This window comes from Leifsonia sp. ZF2019 (assembly GCF_019924635.1).
GTDB lineage: Bacteria > Actinomycetota > Actinomycetes > Actinomycetales > Microbacteriaceae > Leifsonia.
The window spans coordinates 3422053-3437844 of the sequence record NZ_CP065037.1 but is presented as its reverse complement, the minus strand read 5'-3'; the positions used below and the strand labels follow the sequence as shown (position 1 = coordinate 3437844).

Below are 15792 nucleotides of genomic sequence, written 5' to 3'. Positions count from 1 at the left end.
CTGGGACTTCGCTACGGTATCCCTGTAGGCGCCGCTCCCGGTGCGCCCGGGATCGAAGGGACGGGATGGACGCAGGGTTCCTGTCGACCGCCATCGTCGTGGTGGCGCTTCTGGTCGACTTCATCATCCGCGTCGTCGCGATCATCGTCGTCCCGCGCAACCGCAAGCCCACGTCGGCGACCGCGTGGCTGCTCGCGATCTTCCTGATCCCGTACATCGGGGTGCTGTTCTTCCTGCTCATCGGCAGCTACAAGCTCCCGAAGAAACGACGCGACAAGCAGATCGAGATCAACAACTTCATCATCGAGTCGACCGAGGGCATCGAGCGGGTGCGCCGCGACCACCCGTGGCCGCCGTGGCTCGAATCGGTGGTGCAGCTCAACCGCAACCTGGGCGCCATGCCGCTGGTCGGCGGCAACCGCGCCACGCTGAACGGCGACTACGCCGGGTCGCTCGCCGCGATGACCGCCGAGATCGACGCCGCGCGCAAGTACGTCCACGTCGAGTTCTACATCCTGTCGCTCGACGACACCACGGCGCCGTTCTTCGACGCGCTCGCCGACGCGGTGAAGCGCGGAGTGACGGTGCGCGTGCTGCTCGACCACATCGCGTCGCTGCGCACCCGTGACTACAAGAGGACCATCAAGCGGCTCACCGAGATGGGCGCGCGCTGGCAGCTGATGCTCCCGGTGCAGCCGCTGAAGGGCAAGTACCAGCGACCCGACCTGCGCAACCACCGCAAGCTGCTCATCGTGGACGGCCGCGTCGCCTTCATGGGTTCTCAGAACATCATCGACCGGAGTTACAACAAGAGGTCCAACCTCCGCCGCGGGCTCAAGTGGAAGGAGCTCATCGTGCGGCTGGAGGGGCCGATCGTCGCCGGCCTCAACGCCATCTTCATCACCGACTGGTACAGCGAGACCGACGAGCTGCTCCGCCGCGAGACGGAACCGATCACGGACGACATCGACCCGGAGGAGCTGGACGCGCAGGTCGTGCCCTCCGGGCCCGGATTCGCCGGTGAGAACAACCTCCGGCTCTTCCTCGCCCTGCTCTACTACGCGCAGGAGCGCATCGTCATCACCTCGCCGTATTTCGTGCCGGACGAGTCGATGCTGACGGCGATCACCACCGCCACCCAGCGCGGTATCGCGGTCGACCTGTTCGTCTCCGAGATCGGCGACCAGGCGCTCGTCTATCACGCGCAGCGGTCGTACTACGAAGCCCTGCTGCGCGCGGGCGTGCGTATCTGGATGTACAAGGCGCCGTACATCCTGCACGCCAAGCACTTCACGATCGACGACGACGTCGCGGTGATCGGGTCGAGCAACATGGACATGCGCTCGTTCCAGCTCAACATGGAGGTCTCGCTCATGGTGCGCGGCCGTTCCTTCGTCGACGAGATGCGCGCGGTCGAGGACGGCTACCGGCGTGACAGCCGCGAACTCACGCTCGATGAGTGGATGAAGCAGCCGCTGCGCTCCACGGTCCTCGACAACCTCGCGCGCCTGACCTCGGCGCTGCAGTAGCGCGCCGGCCCGGTCGCACATTCGTGCCGAATGTCGCGAAAGCCGCCCGCTAACCCCACATTCGGTCCAAATGTCGCGGAGGGCCTTTTGGACCGAATGTCATGAATAGCGGTGGCGGTTTCAGCTGGTGAGTGCAACACCTTGTAGGTATTGGTCGAGTTTCTCGGCTGGGGTGTGGAAGTTCAAGGTTTGTCGGGGGCGGATGTTGAGGAGGCGTTGGGTTTCGGCGAGGTCGGCGTCGGGGATGGTGTTGAAGTTGGTGCCCTTGGGGTAGAAGTCTCGGATCAGCCCGTTGAGGTTCTCGTTGCTGCCGCGCTGCCAGGGTGAGTGAGGGTCGGCGAAGAACACCGGGCAACCGGTTGCGATAGTGAAGCGGGCGTGTTCTGCCATCTCGGTGCCCTGATCCCAGGTCAGGGTCGAGAACAGTGCGGACGGCAGGTGGCCGATCATCTCGGTGAGCCGGTCGATGACCGTGGCGGAGTCCCGGGTTCCGGGCAGCCGGCCCAGGAGGGCGAACCGGGTGGAGCGTTCGACCAGGGTGATGATCCCGGAGCCTGCGGGTCCGACGACGAGGTCGCCTTCCCAATGTCCCGGGACGGCGCGGTCGGTGACCTGGGCTGGCCGGTCGCTGAGCCGGGCACCGTCCAGCCAGGGCCGGTTGCTGCGCCGCGGCAGTTTCGACTGCGGGATGCGTCCCGCCCGACCGGTCCGCAACGCTTTGACCACGGTCAGCTCGTGCCGCAACCCGCCTTTGCCCTGAACATAGAGGGCCTGGTAGATCGTCTCAGCCGTCACCCGCATATCCTCTCGCCCCGGGAACAGCAGCGGCAGCCGACCCGCGACCTGCTGCGGGGAGAACCGGGCGTTCAACTGTTCGACCACCGCGGCCCGCAACCACGGATCCTGATCGAGTTTGCGCGGCTTGGGCCGGGCCCGCCGCTGACCGGCGACCTGATGCGCCACCCCCGCCTCATATTGCCACCGCCCCCGATACGACCACCTGGAACGGGCAACCTCCCGCGACACCGTCGACGGTGCCACCCCGACCAGACCCGCGATCCGGCGCAACGAGAACCCCTGCGCCAACCCTGCCTGGATCAACGCCCGATCCGCCAACGACAACCTGCGCCCATGACCCCCCGCCGCGCCACCCGCACCCGACAGCCCGACACGCAACAAACCAGCACGACTCCCCGGCTCAAACCTCATGCCCGCAAGCCTGGCCCACCGCTGCACCCGACCACGCGGCACCCCCACCACCACCGCCACACTCACAGCCGAAGCACCAGCCAACAACAACCCCAACGCCTCAACCCGCGTCTCCAACGACGAATGCAACCCCATCCCAACCCTCCACATCAACAAAGGGTGTTGCACTCACCACCAGAAACCACCGGTCGCAAAGGCGCGATTTGGTCGAAATCGCGGAGCGAGCGGGGCCCTACGGCTTGGGGGCGAGGCCGCGGCGGGCGCGCTCCTCGGCCTCCATGCGGGCGTAGACCTTACGCTCGGTGCGGTCGGCATGCACGATCTTGCGCATGATCATCCAGAACAGGAGGCCGACCAGCACGGTCGGCGCCAGGGACCACACGATGCCGCCGATGATGTCGTTCATAACGCGCTCATCGTACCGCGCCCTCCTGTGGAGCCGCCGTGCCGTCCTCGCCACCCATCGCCGAAGTGCACGTCGTTGCGGCTATTCCGTGCGAATGAGCGCAACGACGCGAACTTCGAGGAGCGGATGCGGGGGTCAGCCGCGGGGGCGGAGGCGGACGGTGGGTAGCTCGGGGCGGGGAGAGGGCTGCCGTCGTATCCGGCTACGGTGCCGAAGCGACCGGCCTGATCCTCGCCGGCGATCACCTCGGCCTGCCACTGCGCGCGGGCCGCGACGATCTCGTCGTGGCTGCGGCCGATGAAGTTCCACCACATCACGATCTGCTCGCCGAGCGGTTCGCCGCCGAGCAGCACCAGCCGGGCCGGGCCGTCCGCGCCGACCACGACCTCCACCGCGTCGCGTCCGGGCGCGAGATACGCCAGGTGCGCGACCGGGACGGTGGTGCCCGCCACACTCACCGACCCCGCGTCCACCAGCACCCCGTGCTCGAACGCCGGACGCAAAGGGAGACGCACGACCGCACCCGCCGGAGCCGTGATCTCCGCGCCGACCAGCGGGGAGAACACCGTCGCCGCTGTGCCGCTGCCCGCGAGCGAGCCCACGAACGCGCGCACCGTCGCGTCGCCGACGGCGACCGCCCCCGGAACATGATGCTCGAAGAAGGGAGCGACCTCGCGGGAGGCTGCGGGCAGCGCCACCCAGAGCTGGACGCCGTGCAGCACCCGCGCCTCCGGCGTCGACACCTCCGAGTGGCTGATCCCGTGCCCCGCGGTCATCAGGTTGAGCTCGCCGGGCTGCACCAGGGCGTGACTGCCCGCGCTGTCGCGGTGCTCGATCTCGCCCTCGAAGAGCCAGCTCACGGTCTGCAGCCCCGTGTGCGGGTGCGGCGGCACGCGCATCCCGCCTGTCGCGGCGACGTCGTCGGGGCCGTAGTGATCGATGAAGCACCAGCCGCCGATCAGCGAGCGTCGGCGCTGCGGGAGGGTGCGGCGCACGTTCATGGCGCGCGGCCCGCCGAGCGGGACGTCGCGCGGTTCCAGGATCTCCACCGCGTCGCCGGACGCCGGCGCGGTGGAGATCCTGTGCCGTCCCGACCGCGGTCAGCTCGGCGGGGTCCCGCTCCAGGTTGCTCATAGCGGCATCCTAGGCTTCTCGCCGGGCGGCGGCGGCACAGGTCCCGCCACGCTTCGCGTTCCTACAATGGAGGCGTGCCTTCGACTGCGACCCGCCCCCTGACCTCCCTCGCCGGAGGCCTGCTCGTGCTGGTCGCGCTGGCGGGCTGCGGGGTGAAGACCCAGCAGCAGCCGGTCAAGGACTACACGGGCGAGCCGACCGGCGTGGAGGCTCCGGCCAGCAGCGCGGGAGGAGCCTCGTGGGCCGCGTGGCTCGACGACGGCCGACAGTTCGGCATCGTGCTGTACGGAAGCTCGACCTGCCCGCCGACCGTCGCCTCCATCAGCGTCACCGCGGGCAACCAGCTCAAGGCCACCCTCTCGCCCGCGCCGGGCGGCGTCTGCACGCGCGACTACGTGCCGCACACGACCGTCTTCACGACGCCCGGCAGCGTGACCACGACCTCGGACGTGACCATCACGCTCCCGGACGGAACGCTCACCATCCCGGGACTGCAGGGCTGACCGCGACCGGTCGCGCTGCGTGGCGCGGCCGCCCTAGTCCGCGCTCGCCGCCGTCTTCGTCAGATCCTGTGCGAACATCACGATGATCCCGCTGGGCCCGCGCAGATACGTCAGCTTGTAGATGTCTTGATAGTTCGCGACGCCTCGCAGCGGGAAGCAGCCGTGTCTCGCCGCGGTGGCGAGCGCCTCGTCGATGTCGTCGACCTGGAACGCGACCCGGTGCATCCCGAGTTCGTTCGGGAGCGTCGGATCCGTCTCGATCGCGTCCGGGTGGAGGTACTCGAACAGCTCCAGCCGCCCGTGCCCGTCCGGTGTCTGCAGCACCGCGATCTTCGCATGGTTGCCGTCGAGCCCCACGGCGGTGTCGGCCCACTCCCCGCTCACCTCGTCGCGCCCGAGGACGCTGAGGCCGAGATCGGTGAAGAAGGCGATGGTCTCCTCGATGTCGCGGACGGCGATGCCCACGTTCTCCAGTGTGATCGGCATGCACCGCACACTAGACCCGCCCCGCCTCCGCGGTCGGGGGCGCCAGCACCAGCAGGTCGCCGATCTCGCAGTCCAGCGCACGGCAGATCGCCACGAGGGTGGAGTAGCGGATCGCCTTGGCGCGGTCGTTCTTCAGCACCGAGAGGTTGACGACGCTGAGCCCGACCAGCTCGGCGAGCCGGACGACCGTCATCCCCCGCTCGGCGAGGAGCTCGTCCAGCCGGCAGTGGACTCCGGAGTCCTCCTCTCCCATCAGATCAGGCCCTCGGTGTCACGGCGCATCCGGTCGCCGACCGTGAAGGCGGTGACGACGATGGAGGCGGCGAACGCGAGGAGCAGCAGGGGCTGCAACGGGAGGGACATGACCGGGTTGTCGAAGTCCCGGTCGCTGATGCGCGCGATCGCGCCGTTGGCCACCATCGTGTTGAGGAGGGCGATCGCCGCCCAGGCGATGAGCCCGCCGATGGTCGCGGTGGCGACGAGCGTGGTGTTGGTGCGCGAGAAGATGCGGCCCCGGAGGACGTTGAGGGCGAGCCAGACCAGGCAGACGACGATCGCCACGACGACGCCGGCCCCCAGTGCCTCCCGCAGGATCAGGGCGGCGAAGGAGGCCGCCGGGAGCTGAGGCGCCGTCACGTAGGCGGTGACGAGTTCGACCTCGCGCGCCGCGCCGCCGGGGCCGATCGGCGCCTGCGCGGGCGTGCCCGCGAAGTCGGCGAGCACCCGCACGTCCCTGTTGCCCGCAGCCTCCGCGATTGCGACGGCCGCGGCGATCACCGACCAGGCCGCGAGCAACACGCCCGCCGCGATGAAGGCGACGATCGAGACGCGATCGCCTCGTGACGTCCGGATGTCCTGCACGGTGCTCATGACTCATCACTCCATATCGAATTTCGTTATTATCGACTTTCGATATGGTTGCACGTCGAGCGGCCGCACGCAACCCGGGTCACGCCCACGGCGAACAGACCCCCGGCATCCCGGGTGCGATGGTTACTCTCTTTGTATCGATGCCGACCCTGCAACGGCGTCGCGAGGAGTGAGACATGTTCGAGAGATTCACCGACCGCGCTCGGCGCGTCGTCGTCCTGGCCCAAGAAGAGGCCAAGATGCTCAACCACAACTACATCGGGACGGAGCACATCCTGCTCGGCCTGATCCACGAGGGTGAGGGTGTCGCCGCCAAGGCGCTCGAGTCGCTCGGCATCTCGCTGGACGCCGTCCGCGAGCAGGTCCAGGACATCATCGGCCAGGGCCAGCAGCAGCCGACCGGGCACATCCCCTTCACTCCGCGCGCCAAGAAGGTGCTCGAGCTGAGCCTCCGCGAGGCCCTGCAGCTCGGCCACAACTACATCGGCACCGAGCACATCCTGCTCGGCCTGATCCGCGAGGGCGAAGGCGTCGCCGCCCAGGTGCTCGTGAAGCTGGGCGCCGACCTCAACCGCGTCCGCCAGCAGGTCATCCAGCTCCTCTCGGGTTACCAGGGCAAGGAGCAGGTCCAGGTCGGAGGCAACGATCAGACCACCGCGCAGGCCGGTAGCCAGATCCTCGACCAGTTCGGCCGCAACCTCACCCAGGCCGCCCGCGACAACAAGCTCGACCCGGTGATCGGGCGCGAGAAGGAGATCGAGCGCGTCATGCAGATCCTGTCGCGCCGCTCCAAGAACAACCCCGTCCTCATCGGCGAGCCCGGCGTCGGCAAGACCGCCGTCGTCGAGGGCCTCGCCCAGGCGATCGTGCGCGGCGACGTGCCCGAGACACTGAAGGACAAGCAGCTCTACACCCTCGACCTCGGCTCGCTCATCGCCGGGTCCCGCTACCGCGGAGACTTCGAGGAGCGCCTGAAGAAGGTCACCAAGGAGATCCGCACCCGTGGCGACATCATCACCTTCATCGACGAGATCCACACGCTCGTCGGCGCGGGTGCCGCGGAGGGCGCGATCGACGCCGCCAGCATCCTGAAGCCGCTGCTGGCCCGCGGCGAGCTGCAGACCATCGGCGCGACGACGCTCGACGAGTACCGCAAGCACTTCGAGAAGGATGCGGCCCTCGAGCGCCGCTTCCAGCCCATCCAGGTCAACGAGCCGTCGCTGCCGCACACGATCAACATCCTCAAGGGACTGCGCGACCGCTACGAGGCGCACCACAAGGTGTCCATCACCGACGGCGCGATCGTCTCGGCGGCCAACCTCGCCGACCGCTACATCCAGGACCGCTTCCTCCCGGACAAGGCCATCGACCTGATCGACGAGGCCGGCGCCCGCCTGCGCCTGTCGATCCTGTCGGCCCCGCCGGAGCTGCGCGAGTTCGACGACAAGATCTCGGCCGTTCGCTCGCAGAAGGAGGCCGCGATCGAGGAGCAGGACTTCGAGAAGGCCGCCGGCCTGCGCGACGAGGAGAAGAACCTCCTCGGCGAGCGGCTGCGCCTCGAGAAGCAGTGGCGCTCGGGCGACGTGAAGACGACGGCCGAGGTGGATGAGGGGCTCATCGCCGAGGTTCTGGCGCAGGCCACGGGCATCCCCGTCTTCAAGCTCACCGAGGAGGAGTCCGCCCGCCTGGTGTTCATGGAGAAGGCGCTGCACGAGCGCGTCATCGGTCAGGAGGAGGCCATCGCGGCGCTCTCCAAGACCATCCGACGCACCCGCGCCGGCCTGAAGGACCCGAAGCGCCCCTCCGGCTCGTTCATCTTCGCCGGGCCGACCGGTGTCGGAAAGACCGAGCTCGCCAAGGCGCTCGCCGAGTTCCTGTTCGACGACGAGTCGGCCATGATCTCCCTCGACATGTCGGAGTACGGCGAGAAGCACACCGTCTCCCGACTGTTCGGCGCCCCTCCCGGGTTCGTCGGCTTCGAGGAGGGCGGCCAGCTCACCGAGAAGGTGCGCCGCAAGCCGTTCAGCGTCGTGCTCTTCGACGAGATCGAGAAGGCGCACCCGGACATCTTCAACTCGCTGCTCCAGATCCTGGAGGAGGGTCGTCTGACAGACGGTCAGGGTCGCGTCGTCGACTTCAAGAACACCGTCATCATCATGACGACCAACCTCGGCACGAAGGACATCTCGGGAGGCCCCGTCGGCTTCCAGATCGAGGGTGACCCGACCACCGGCTACGAGCGGATGCGCGGCAAGGTCTACGAGGAGCTGAAGAAGAACTTCAAGCCCGAGTTCCTGAACCGCGTCGACGAGATCATCGTCTTCCCGCAGCTGAACAAGGCCGAGCTGCTCCAGATCGTCGACCTGTTCATCAAGCGTCTCTCCGACCGCCTGCTGGACCGCGACATGACCATCGAGCTCGAGGTCCCGGCCAAGGAGCGGCTGATCGAGGTCGGGTTCGACCCGACGCTCGGCGCCCGCCCGCTGCGCCGCGCCGTCCAGCACGAGATCGAGGACCGCCTGAGCGAGAAGATCCTGCACGGCGAGCTGAACGCGGGCGACCACGTCCACGTCGACTTCCGTGACGGGGAGTTCGTGTTCACGACCACGGCGCGCGCCGAGTCGATCGGCGCCGGTGTCAACGCGGCCGCCGCCATCGGAACCGGTCCGGCCACCCCGGACCTCGCAGCCAACGCGGAGCTGTAACCGCCGAGCACGCAGAGAGCCGGCCTGAGACCGCCGGGTACGCAGACAGTTCGCGTACCCGGCGGTTTCTGCGTGTCGGTAGGGTGGGACGAGTGAGTGGTGAGGCAAGCGCGATCCGGGTACGCCGGGCGCGCACGGGAGACGTGGCGGCGATCCAGGAGCTCGTGGAGCCCCTCGTCCGACGACGCATCCTGCTCGGCAAGGAGACGGTCACCTTCTACGAGGCCGTGCAGGAGTTCCGGGTGGCCGAAGACGCGGACGGCCGGCTCGTCGGATGCGGCGCCCTCCACGTCATGTGGAGCGACCTCGGCGAGGTGCGCACGCTGGCCGTCTCGGACGAGTGGCTCGGCCGGGGTGTCGGGCGCGCGCTGCTGCAGCGGCTGGAGGCGGACGCCCGGGAGCTGGGGCTCAGCCGCCTGTTCTGCCTGACGTTCGAGGTCGGCTTCTTCGAGCGCAACGGCTTCGAGGACATGGGGGAGGAGACGGTCGACCCGGCTCTGTACGCCGAGCTCGTCCGCTCCAACGACGAGGGTGTCGCGGAGTTCCTCGACCTCGCCCGCGTCAAGCCCAACACCTTGGGAAATACACGTATGCTCAAGCGGCTCTAGCGCGTTGCGCCGGGGTTTCCGGCGCGTCGCGGATATGCTGCGGGCATGTCGACGTTCAAGCATCCTGTCGGCCCCCAGCCGAGCAGCGTCTACTGGCGCCGCCGGCTCATCCTCGGCCTCGGCCTCCTCGCCGTGATCGTCGTCGTGATCCTCATCATCGTGCGACCCGGCGCCTCCGACGGTGCGCCCGCTCCGGTCTCGACCAGCACGAACACGCCGAAGACTACGGCCGCCGCATCCACCAGCATCCCGACGGCCAGCACGACGGCGAGCGGGGCGGCCTGCGACCCGTCCGCCGTGCGCATCGAGGCGGTCACCGACAAGGACACCTACGCCGCCGGCGAGCTGCCGCAGCTGTCCGTCGCGATCACCAACACCGGAGCCTCCGCCTGCAAGATCGACGCCGGCACCGCGCAGCAACTCTTCACGATCACGAGCGGCTCCGAGACGTACTGGAAGTCCACCGACTGCCAGACCGACAAGGTCGACGCGGAGGTGCTGCTCCAGCCCGGCAAGACCATCTCGTCGCAGACCCCCATCACCTGGGACCGCACCCGCTCCGACCCCTCCACCTGCCAGGCACAGCGGCAGCAGGTTCCGGCCGGAGGCGCGTCGTACCACCTGACGACCGCCATCGGCGGCATCCAGTCGCCCGAGACCAAGCAGTTCATCCTGCAGTAGCGCCGGGGCGTCCCTGCGCTCCCCGTACCTGTCGAAGCGGCTCGAAATGCGTCGTTCTCCCCCGAGGCGGCTGATAATGGGCCGCCTCGGGGGCGCCCGGCGTCAGAAGGCGGCGTCGAGCTCGCGCTCGCGGGGCGTCGCGCCAGCGGTGAACGCGAGGCGGAGGGCTTCGCGGATGGAGGCGCTGCGGTCGTCCACGCGCGTGGCGAAGCCGAGCCGGGAGGCCTCGGCGGCGCGCTGCTTGCCGTTCGAGACCGGGCGGATCTCGCCGGCGAGGCTGATCTCGCCGAAGGCGACGAGCGTGTGCGGGATCGCCCGGTCGGAGGCCGCCGACGCGACGGCGAGGGCGATCGCGAGGTCAGCGCCGGGCTCGGTGAGTCGCACACCGCCCACGGTGGAGACGTAGACGTCTTTGTCGCCGAGCTTGATGCCGGCGCGGCGTTCGAGCACCGCGAGGAGCATCGCGACGCGTGAGCTGTCGACGCCGTTGGTCACGCGCCGCGGATTGGGGGCGGCGGTGCCGACGACGAGGGCCTGGACCTCCACCGGCAGCGGCCTCCGCCCCTCCATCGCTACGGTCACGCAGGTGCCGGAGACGGGCGTGGCGGTGCGGCTGAGGAAGAGTCCGCTCGGATCGGGCACCTCGGCGATGCCGTCTCCGGTCATCTCGAAGCAGCCGACCTCGTCGGTCGGGCCGAAGCGATTCTTGAGGGCGCGCACGAAGCGCAGCGCGGTCTGCCGGTCGCCCTCGAAGTGGCACACCACGTCGACCAGATGCTCCAGGAGTCGCGGGCCGGCGATCGAGCCGTCCTTGGTGACATGCCCGACGATCAGGATGGGCAGATCGCGCTCCTTGGCGATGCGGATCAGGGTGCTCGCGACCTCCCGCACCTGGCTCGGGCCGCCCGCGATCCCCTCCGTGCTGCCGCTGGAGACCGTCTGCACCGAGTCGACGATCACGAGGGAGGGGCGCACCGCGTCGATCTGGCCGATGATCGTCGCGAGGTCGGTCTCGGAGGCGAGGTAGAGCTCGTCGTGCACGGCGCCCGTGCGCTCCGCGCGCATGCGCACCTGACCCACCGACTCCTCCGCGCTGACGTACAGCACGCGCGACTGCCGGGCGGCGGCGCGGGAGGCCACCTCGAGCAGCAGCGTGGACTTGCCGACGCCCGGCTCGCCGCTCAGCAGGATGGCCGCGCCGGGCACGATGCCGCCGCCCAGCACGCGGTCGAACTCGCCGATGCCGCTCGGCCGGCGGCCGGCGGTCTCGGTCTGGATGTCGGTGATCGCGCGCGCCGCGCGACTCTCGCCGATGGTCACCGGCGTGAGGGCCCGGAGAACCCCCGTCGGCGCGGCGGACTCCTCGACGGTGCCCCAGGCCTGGCACTCGCCGCAGCGGCCGACCCACTTGGCCGCCGTCCAGCCGCACTCCGTGCAGCGGTAGTTGACGTGAGCCTTCGCCACGGCACCTCCTCGGTTCGCAGTCCACCCTACGGAGCACCACCGTCATCGGCGGGAGGATCGCGGCGTTCGGTGGAGAAGTGGATGCGAGCCGGTGTCTGTGGAGGGTTCTCCGCCGCGCGCCTCGGGGCCACAATGGGCCGCATGGCGAACCTCACGCATACCCTGCGGTCCGGCCGGCGCATCGGCATCACCACCCTGGGAGACCCGGATGCGGAGCGGATCGTCGTCTTCTGCCATTCCGCGCCGGGGTCCTCGGTCTTCGACCCGGATCCGGACGCGTCCGCGACCCGCGACGTCCACATCGTCGCCATCGACCGGCCCGGGTACGGGGCGAGCGACCCCTGGCCGTACGGCGAGTGGCCGAGCATCACGCGTGCGGCCGACGACATCGCCGAGTATCTGAGGTCCGTCATCCTGGCGGAGACCCCGATCGGCGTGGAGCGCCCGCGCACCGTGGGCGTCGCAGGGTGGTCGGCCGGCGGGCGGGTCGCGCTCGCGTTCGCCGCGCGCCATCCCGATCTCGTCGACCGGGTCGCCCTCGTCGCCACGCCCGCCCCGAACGAGGCGGTCCCGTGGATCCCGCCGGAGTTGCAGGCCGAGTCGGATCGGCTCGGCGGTCTCGCGCCCGCCGAGGCGGTGCAGCAGCTGAGCGCTCAGCTCCAGCCCCAGGCCGACGCCGTGCTGGCCGCGGACGGCGAGGGCGACGTGCCGCTGGACGCCGTGGGGGCGTCCGCCGTCGACGACGCGGTGCTCGCCGGGCCTGGCGTCCGGGACCGGGTGGGCCGCATGCTGCGGGACGCGTTCCGGCAGGGCCCGGCGGGAGCCGCCGCCGACATCCTGTCGTACACGGCACGACCCTGGGGTTTCGATCCCGCCGATGTGCGCGCGAAGACGCTCATCGTCGGTGGTCAGGGTGACGCGCTCGCGGGCAACGCGCACGCCGCCTGGTACAAGCGGGTCGTGCCGGACGCGCGTATGGAGATGGTGCCCGGGGCCGGGCACCTGGTCATCGTGCCGGCGTGGGGGAGGGTGCTGTCGTACCTGGCGCCGGGGCCGACGCGGTCGTGAGCGGCGTCGTCTCCGCGGGTCGCCGGGGGTACCGCGCCTGCGCCAGGCCGATCACGGCCGGGAGGAACGCCGACGCCCACACCCGGTAGCCGTGGTCGTTGGGGTGAAACAGGTCCTCCGCGAACTGGGTGAACGCGCCGCGCAGCCCCTGCCGCCGCATCGACTCGTGCAGCGGAGCCACCGTCAGCCCCGCATCCGCCGCCTCCTCCCGCAGGATCGCGTTCGCCACCGCGACCTTCTTCTCGTTCCAGGGAAGGTAGAAGTAGGGGAGATCCGCGACGACCGCATCCCGCGGGATCGCCGAGAACACGCGCCGGATGCCCGCCCGGAAGGCCGCCGGGTCGAACGCCGCGATGTCGTTCGCTCCGATCGCGACCGTCACGAAGTCCGGCTTCAGCTTCTCGAACCGCGGCAGCTGATCCGCGACCGCGAGCGCGACCGTCGCCCCCGAGACGCTGAGGTTCGCGACGCGCACCGTGCGCCCGGTGGCCGACCGGAGGTGGTCGGCGATCACCCCGACATAGCTGTTCTTGGGCGCTGAGGCGCCGATCCCCTGCGCTGCACTGTCGCCGATCGCGACGTAGAGCAGCTCGCCCTCTTCCAGCGCCGCGTCCCGCCACCACTTCGAGTTGACAGGGAGGGTTTCGTTGAGTCGCACCTTGCCCGCGGCGATCGCCGCCCGCTTCTGCTGGATGCGGCTCCAGCCGTACGCGACGCCGCCGGCGACGGCACCCGCGACGGCGACAGCGGTGACGATGCGACCCGAGGTGTTCATGCGTGCAGCGTACTCCGCGCACCGTGTGCGCCGGGTCGGCGCGGACTGTGCGCTCGCTGGGTGGACGCTGATTGGCGGTCAGCGGAATCCTCGCCTAAGATTGTCCGCGGTACCGTGTCCGAGCGGCCGAAGGTGCAACTCTCGAAAAGTTGTGTGGGTGAAAGCCCACCGTGGGTTCAAATCCCACCGGTACCGCCAGAGAAAACCCCCGCGATCCCTGTGTTTTCAAGGGATCCGGGGGTTTTCGCCTTCTCGGAATCGGGCGTTTGACTACTTTTTGACTACCCCTAGCTCGATGCGGATAGATCCGGCGGTCGCTTCGATGGGCCGCTCGGCCAACTGGCCATTTGGAACAGCGAGGCGGGGATCTCCGTAGCGGCCTGGGCGAAACTGGCTAATTCGAAATGAGGAGGGCTGCTAGGAGCTGGTCGTGCAACTTCACCAGTGCCACTCGCCCGACCGCACTCGGTTGTGCGGTGCCATTCTCGACGAGGTAGGTCGCCATATCGCGCTTGCCAGGACGTCGCGAGGCGCCCTGGGCTCCAGCCCAATCCTCAAGTTGCCTTGGCCAGGGGGTCCCTGATTCGACGGTGAGTTGAAGTGGATCCCCCACGGTTAGATGCGGGTTCCACTCTGCGAGAAGGTTCCTGTACTCGCGCGCGTAGACGCTCGGGTCGAGCACATGCTCCACCATGGCTGCGTCGAGCTGGACGACTTGTTGAATCGGCACCCCTACTTCATCCAGCTTCGTTGCCAACCTATTGCCGCCCTCGTCGCCGTCGACGAGGAACGCGACGTGCGCCCCCTCGAGGTCCAAACCGATGTAATTCTCAGGGGCGGATTCCGACAGACCCGGCGCCACCTGGTACGGGAGATCGTCGATCCCGGTGGCTGCTCGAATGAGGGAGGGCAAGAGAAGCATCTCCGTCGCGCCCTCGGCCAAAACCACGTAGCGTGCCGTGGAGAAAGCGGCCGCGCCCGCACCCATTGCAATCATCAAGGGCGTGAAGCCCGTGGAGTTTCGCCAGAAGCTGTTTTCGAGGGTGCTCTCTATCGGGTTGCCTGGATTAGGAATGACCGCCCGTACGCTGGTGCCGAGATCGGGAGGGAGGCAGGCCGGTGAGTGGGTCGTATAGATGATCTTGGCGACCTGACGTTGGCGCATGAATGAAGAGACCAAGTCTGCCTGCGCGTCCAGGTGGAGATGGGTCTCCGCCTCGTCAATTAAAAGGAGCGGCTTCACGTCGAGGGAGCGACGTTCTAGAAACGCTGTGAGCGCTACATACATGCGCAGACCCGCGCTTCTCTCGTCGATCGGAGTGACAGCCACGTCACCCTGATGTACGTCGATGTTGATCGTCGTACCAGAAAGGTCGAGATCAACGGTCAGGTCTGACTGCCTCCATGCCAGTTCGAACTTTTCCCAAAGAGCCTATTCGCCTTTCGCATCTTGCTTCCGTAGCCAGCACGATCACCTTTCTGAATGTCCAGCCAGAGATCAGGAATGCTAAGGCCCGCCATGTCGGCAAGGTTCTGAACGGCAGCAGGTACCTCATTTACGGTGCTGTCATCCAACGCGAACGTTGATGGCAGGTTCCGATCGGCATCTGAGAATAGGAGGGCTACGGGAAGCATTTGCCCCATGCGTGTTCGCACTACATCACCGCGGTCACGCGTGTCAATCCAATCTATTAGTCGGTCAAGATGCGACCTTTGCTCAGCTGGTAGTCCAAATGGTGCCATCCGCGTTCGGATGGATTCGAGCTGGTCGCGCATGCCGGGGAGCAGATCCCGCTCATTGCCCGACGCGGCCACGACACGGACTTCCTCTATGGCCTCGGCAAGCGCCTGAGTAACTTGTTCCCTCATCTCTCGCTCTGACTCGTCAAGTTCGGTCTCAGGACCGAACGGCGGGACGAGATCTGGCGTGTAGTGAACCAAGAAGGCTGCAATCAAGGCAGCGACCCGTCCGCGTGAGGGCTCGGGTGGGGGAGTTACGGTCATGTATCGCGTAGTTGACCCTGCACGTCGGGAAAGCTCGAGGGCACGGGGGAGCTCCTCGAGATCGTCACTTGCGAAGCTTTCGGAGTCCGCCTCGTCAAGGACGTAGTAGCCGGTCACCACCGTCGTGTCGTCAGCGATCACGATCGAGCGCGATCGCCGGATTGTTGGGAGGGTAGCGCCTTGGTCGGTCAGATAAGCGAGAGCGTCGAGAAACGTAGACTTTCCTGCTTCGTTGGGCCCGACCACGGCGATCACCCGTGGGCCGAGATCCATGCTTCCATCGGCTAGCCTTCCGAAACCGTGGACCTTGACCTTGGTCAATCGCACAAGTTACCTCCGCCCTGGTGCCC

Annotated in this window: 16 protein-coding genes and 1 tRNA gene; 7 read left to right on the top strand and 10 right to left on the bottom strand. The window is 68.2% G+C overall.

The features are described from left to right. Positions 1-65 precede the first annotated feature (65 nt). The gene (gene cls, locus IT072_RS16915) at positions 66-1529 is read left to right on the top strand and encodes a cardiolipin synthase (protein WP_223357998.1); all 1464 of its coding nucleotides are present in this window, start codon (positions 66-68) and stop codon (positions 1527-1529) included. A 120-nt stretch (positions 1530-1649) separates the two neighbouring features. Here cls and IT072_RS16910 read toward each other — a convergent pair whose 3' ends face one another. The 3 genes from IT072_RS16910 to IT072_RS16895 all read right to left on the bottom strand — a co-directional run bounded on the left by IT072_RS16910 (position 1650) and on the right by IT072_RS16895 (position 4193). Continuing rightward, on the bottom strand, positions 1650-2873 hold the full coding sequence (locus IT072_RS16910; RefSeq protein ID WP_442786773.1) for an IS30 family transposase: 1224 nt from the start codon (positions 2871-2873) through the stop codon (positions 1650-1652). Between the two features lie 97 nt (positions 2874-2970). After that, positions 2971-3144, bottom strand: a complete 174-nt coding sequence (locus IT072_RS16900) for a hypothetical protein (RefSeq protein WP_223357996.1) — start codon at positions 3142-3144, stop codon at positions 2971-2973. Further along, a complete protein-coding gene (locus IT072_RS16895; RefSeq protein ID WP_223357995.1) occupies positions 3141-4193 on the bottom strand; it encodes a pirin family protein in 1053 nt (350 codons plus the stop codon). Before IT072_RS16895 ends, IT072_RS16900 begins: the two co-directional genes overlap by 4 nt. A 159-nt stretch (positions 4194-4352) precedes the next feature. Between IT072_RS16895 and IT072_RS16890 the strand changes: the two genes are divergently transcribed. Beyond that, positions 4353-4781 (top strand): hypothetical protein, encoded by a 429-nt coding sequence (locus IT072_RS16890; RefSeq protein ID WP_223357994.1) that lies wholly within the window; start codon positions 4353-4355, stop codon positions 4779-4781. A 33-nt stretch (positions 4782-4814) separates the two neighbouring features. On the opposite strand, the gene IT072_RS16885 is transcribed toward IT072_RS16890, so the two are convergent. The 3 genes from IT072_RS16885 to IT072_RS16875 are packed head-to-tail and all read right to left on the bottom strand — an operon-like array spanning position 4815 to position 6137. Further along, complete coding sequence (locus IT072_RS16885; protein ID WP_223357993.1) at positions 4815-5267, bottom strand: VOC family protein; 453 nt, start codon at positions 5265-5267, stop codon at positions 4815-4817. A gap of 10 nt (positions 5268-5277) precedes the next feature. Continuing rightward, positions 5278-5520: a helix-turn-helix domain-containing protein gene (locus IT072_RS16880; RefSeq protein ID WP_223357992.1), complete on the bottom strand. Its 243-nt coding sequence runs from the start codon at positions 5518-5520 to the stop codon at positions 5278-5280. After that, positions 5520-6137 (bottom strand): hypothetical protein, encoded by a 618-nt coding sequence (locus IT072_RS16875; protein WP_223357991.1) that lies wholly within the window; start codon positions 6135-6137, stop codon positions 5520-5522. Before IT072_RS16875 ends, IT072_RS16880 begins: the two co-directional genes overlap by 1 nt. Before the next feature lie 176 nt (positions 6138-6313). Here IT072_RS16875 and IT072_RS16870 point away from each other — a divergent pair, with 176 nt between their 5' ends. The 3 genes from IT072_RS16870 (at position 6314) to IT072_RS16860 (ending at position 10131) form a co-directional block, all read left to right on the top strand. Next, positions 6314-8842 (top strand): ATP-dependent Clp protease ATP-binding subunit, encoded by a 2529-nt coding sequence (locus IT072_RS16870; RefSeq protein ID WP_223357990.1) that lies wholly within the window; start codon positions 6314-6316, stop codon positions 8840-8842. A gap of 92 nt (positions 8843-8934) precedes the next feature. Further along, the gene (locus tag IT072_RS16865) at positions 8935-9450 is read left to right on the top strand and encodes an amino-acid N-acetyltransferase (protein WP_223357989.1); all 516 of its coding nucleotides are present in this window, start codon (positions 8935-8937) and stop codon (positions 9448-9450) included. Positions 9451-9495: 45 nt separating this feature from the next. Continuing rightward, positions 9496-10131 (top strand): hypothetical protein, encoded by a 636-nt coding sequence (locus IT072_RS16860; RefSeq protein WP_223357988.1) that lies wholly within the window; start codon positions 9496-9498, stop codon positions 10129-10131. Between the two features lie 102 nt (positions 10132-10233). Here IT072_RS16860 and radA read toward each other — a convergent pair whose 3' ends face one another. After that, a complete protein-coding gene (gene radA / locus IT072_RS16855) occupies positions 10234-11595 on the bottom strand; it encodes a DNA repair protein RadA (RefSeq protein WP_223357987.1) in 1362 nt (453 codons plus the stop codon). 141 nt (positions 11596-11736) lie between these two features. On the opposite strand from radA, the gene IT072_RS16850 reads away from it, so the two are divergent. Beyond that, complete coding sequence (locus IT072_RS16850; RefSeq protein ID WP_223357986.1) at positions 11737-12663, top strand: alpha/beta fold hydrolase; 927 nt, start codon at positions 11737-11739, stop codon at positions 12661-12663. Here the strand turns inward: IT072_RS16850 and IT072_RS16845 are convergent. Beyond that, entirely contained in the window at positions 12602-13438 is an 837-nt protein-coding gene (locus IT072_RS16845; protein WP_223357985.1) for an SGNH/GDSL hydrolase family protein, read from the bottom strand. The two genes, IT072_RS16850 and IT072_RS16845, sit on opposite strands and share 62 nt — an antisense overlap. A gap of 108 nt (positions 13439-13546) precedes the next feature. Here IT072_RS16845 and IT072_RS16840 point away from each other — a divergent pair. After that, a tRNA-Ser gene (locus IT072_RS16840) sits at positions 13547-13636 on the top strand. A gap of 196 nt (positions 13637-13832) precedes the next feature. On the opposite strand, the gene IT072_RS16835 is transcribed toward IT072_RS16840, so the two are convergent. Beyond that, positions 13833-14789, bottom strand: coding sequence for an ATP-dependent nuclease (locus IT072_RS16835; RefSeq protein WP_223361010.1), 957 nt, complete (start codon positions 14787-14789; stop codon positions 13833-13835). A gap of 35 nt (positions 14790-14824) precedes the next feature. Then, a complete protein-coding gene (locus IT072_RS16830; protein WP_263282052.1) occupies positions 14825-15763 on the bottom strand; it encodes an ATP-binding protein in 939 nt (312 codons plus the stop codon). Positions 15764-15792: the final 29 nt, after the last annotated feature.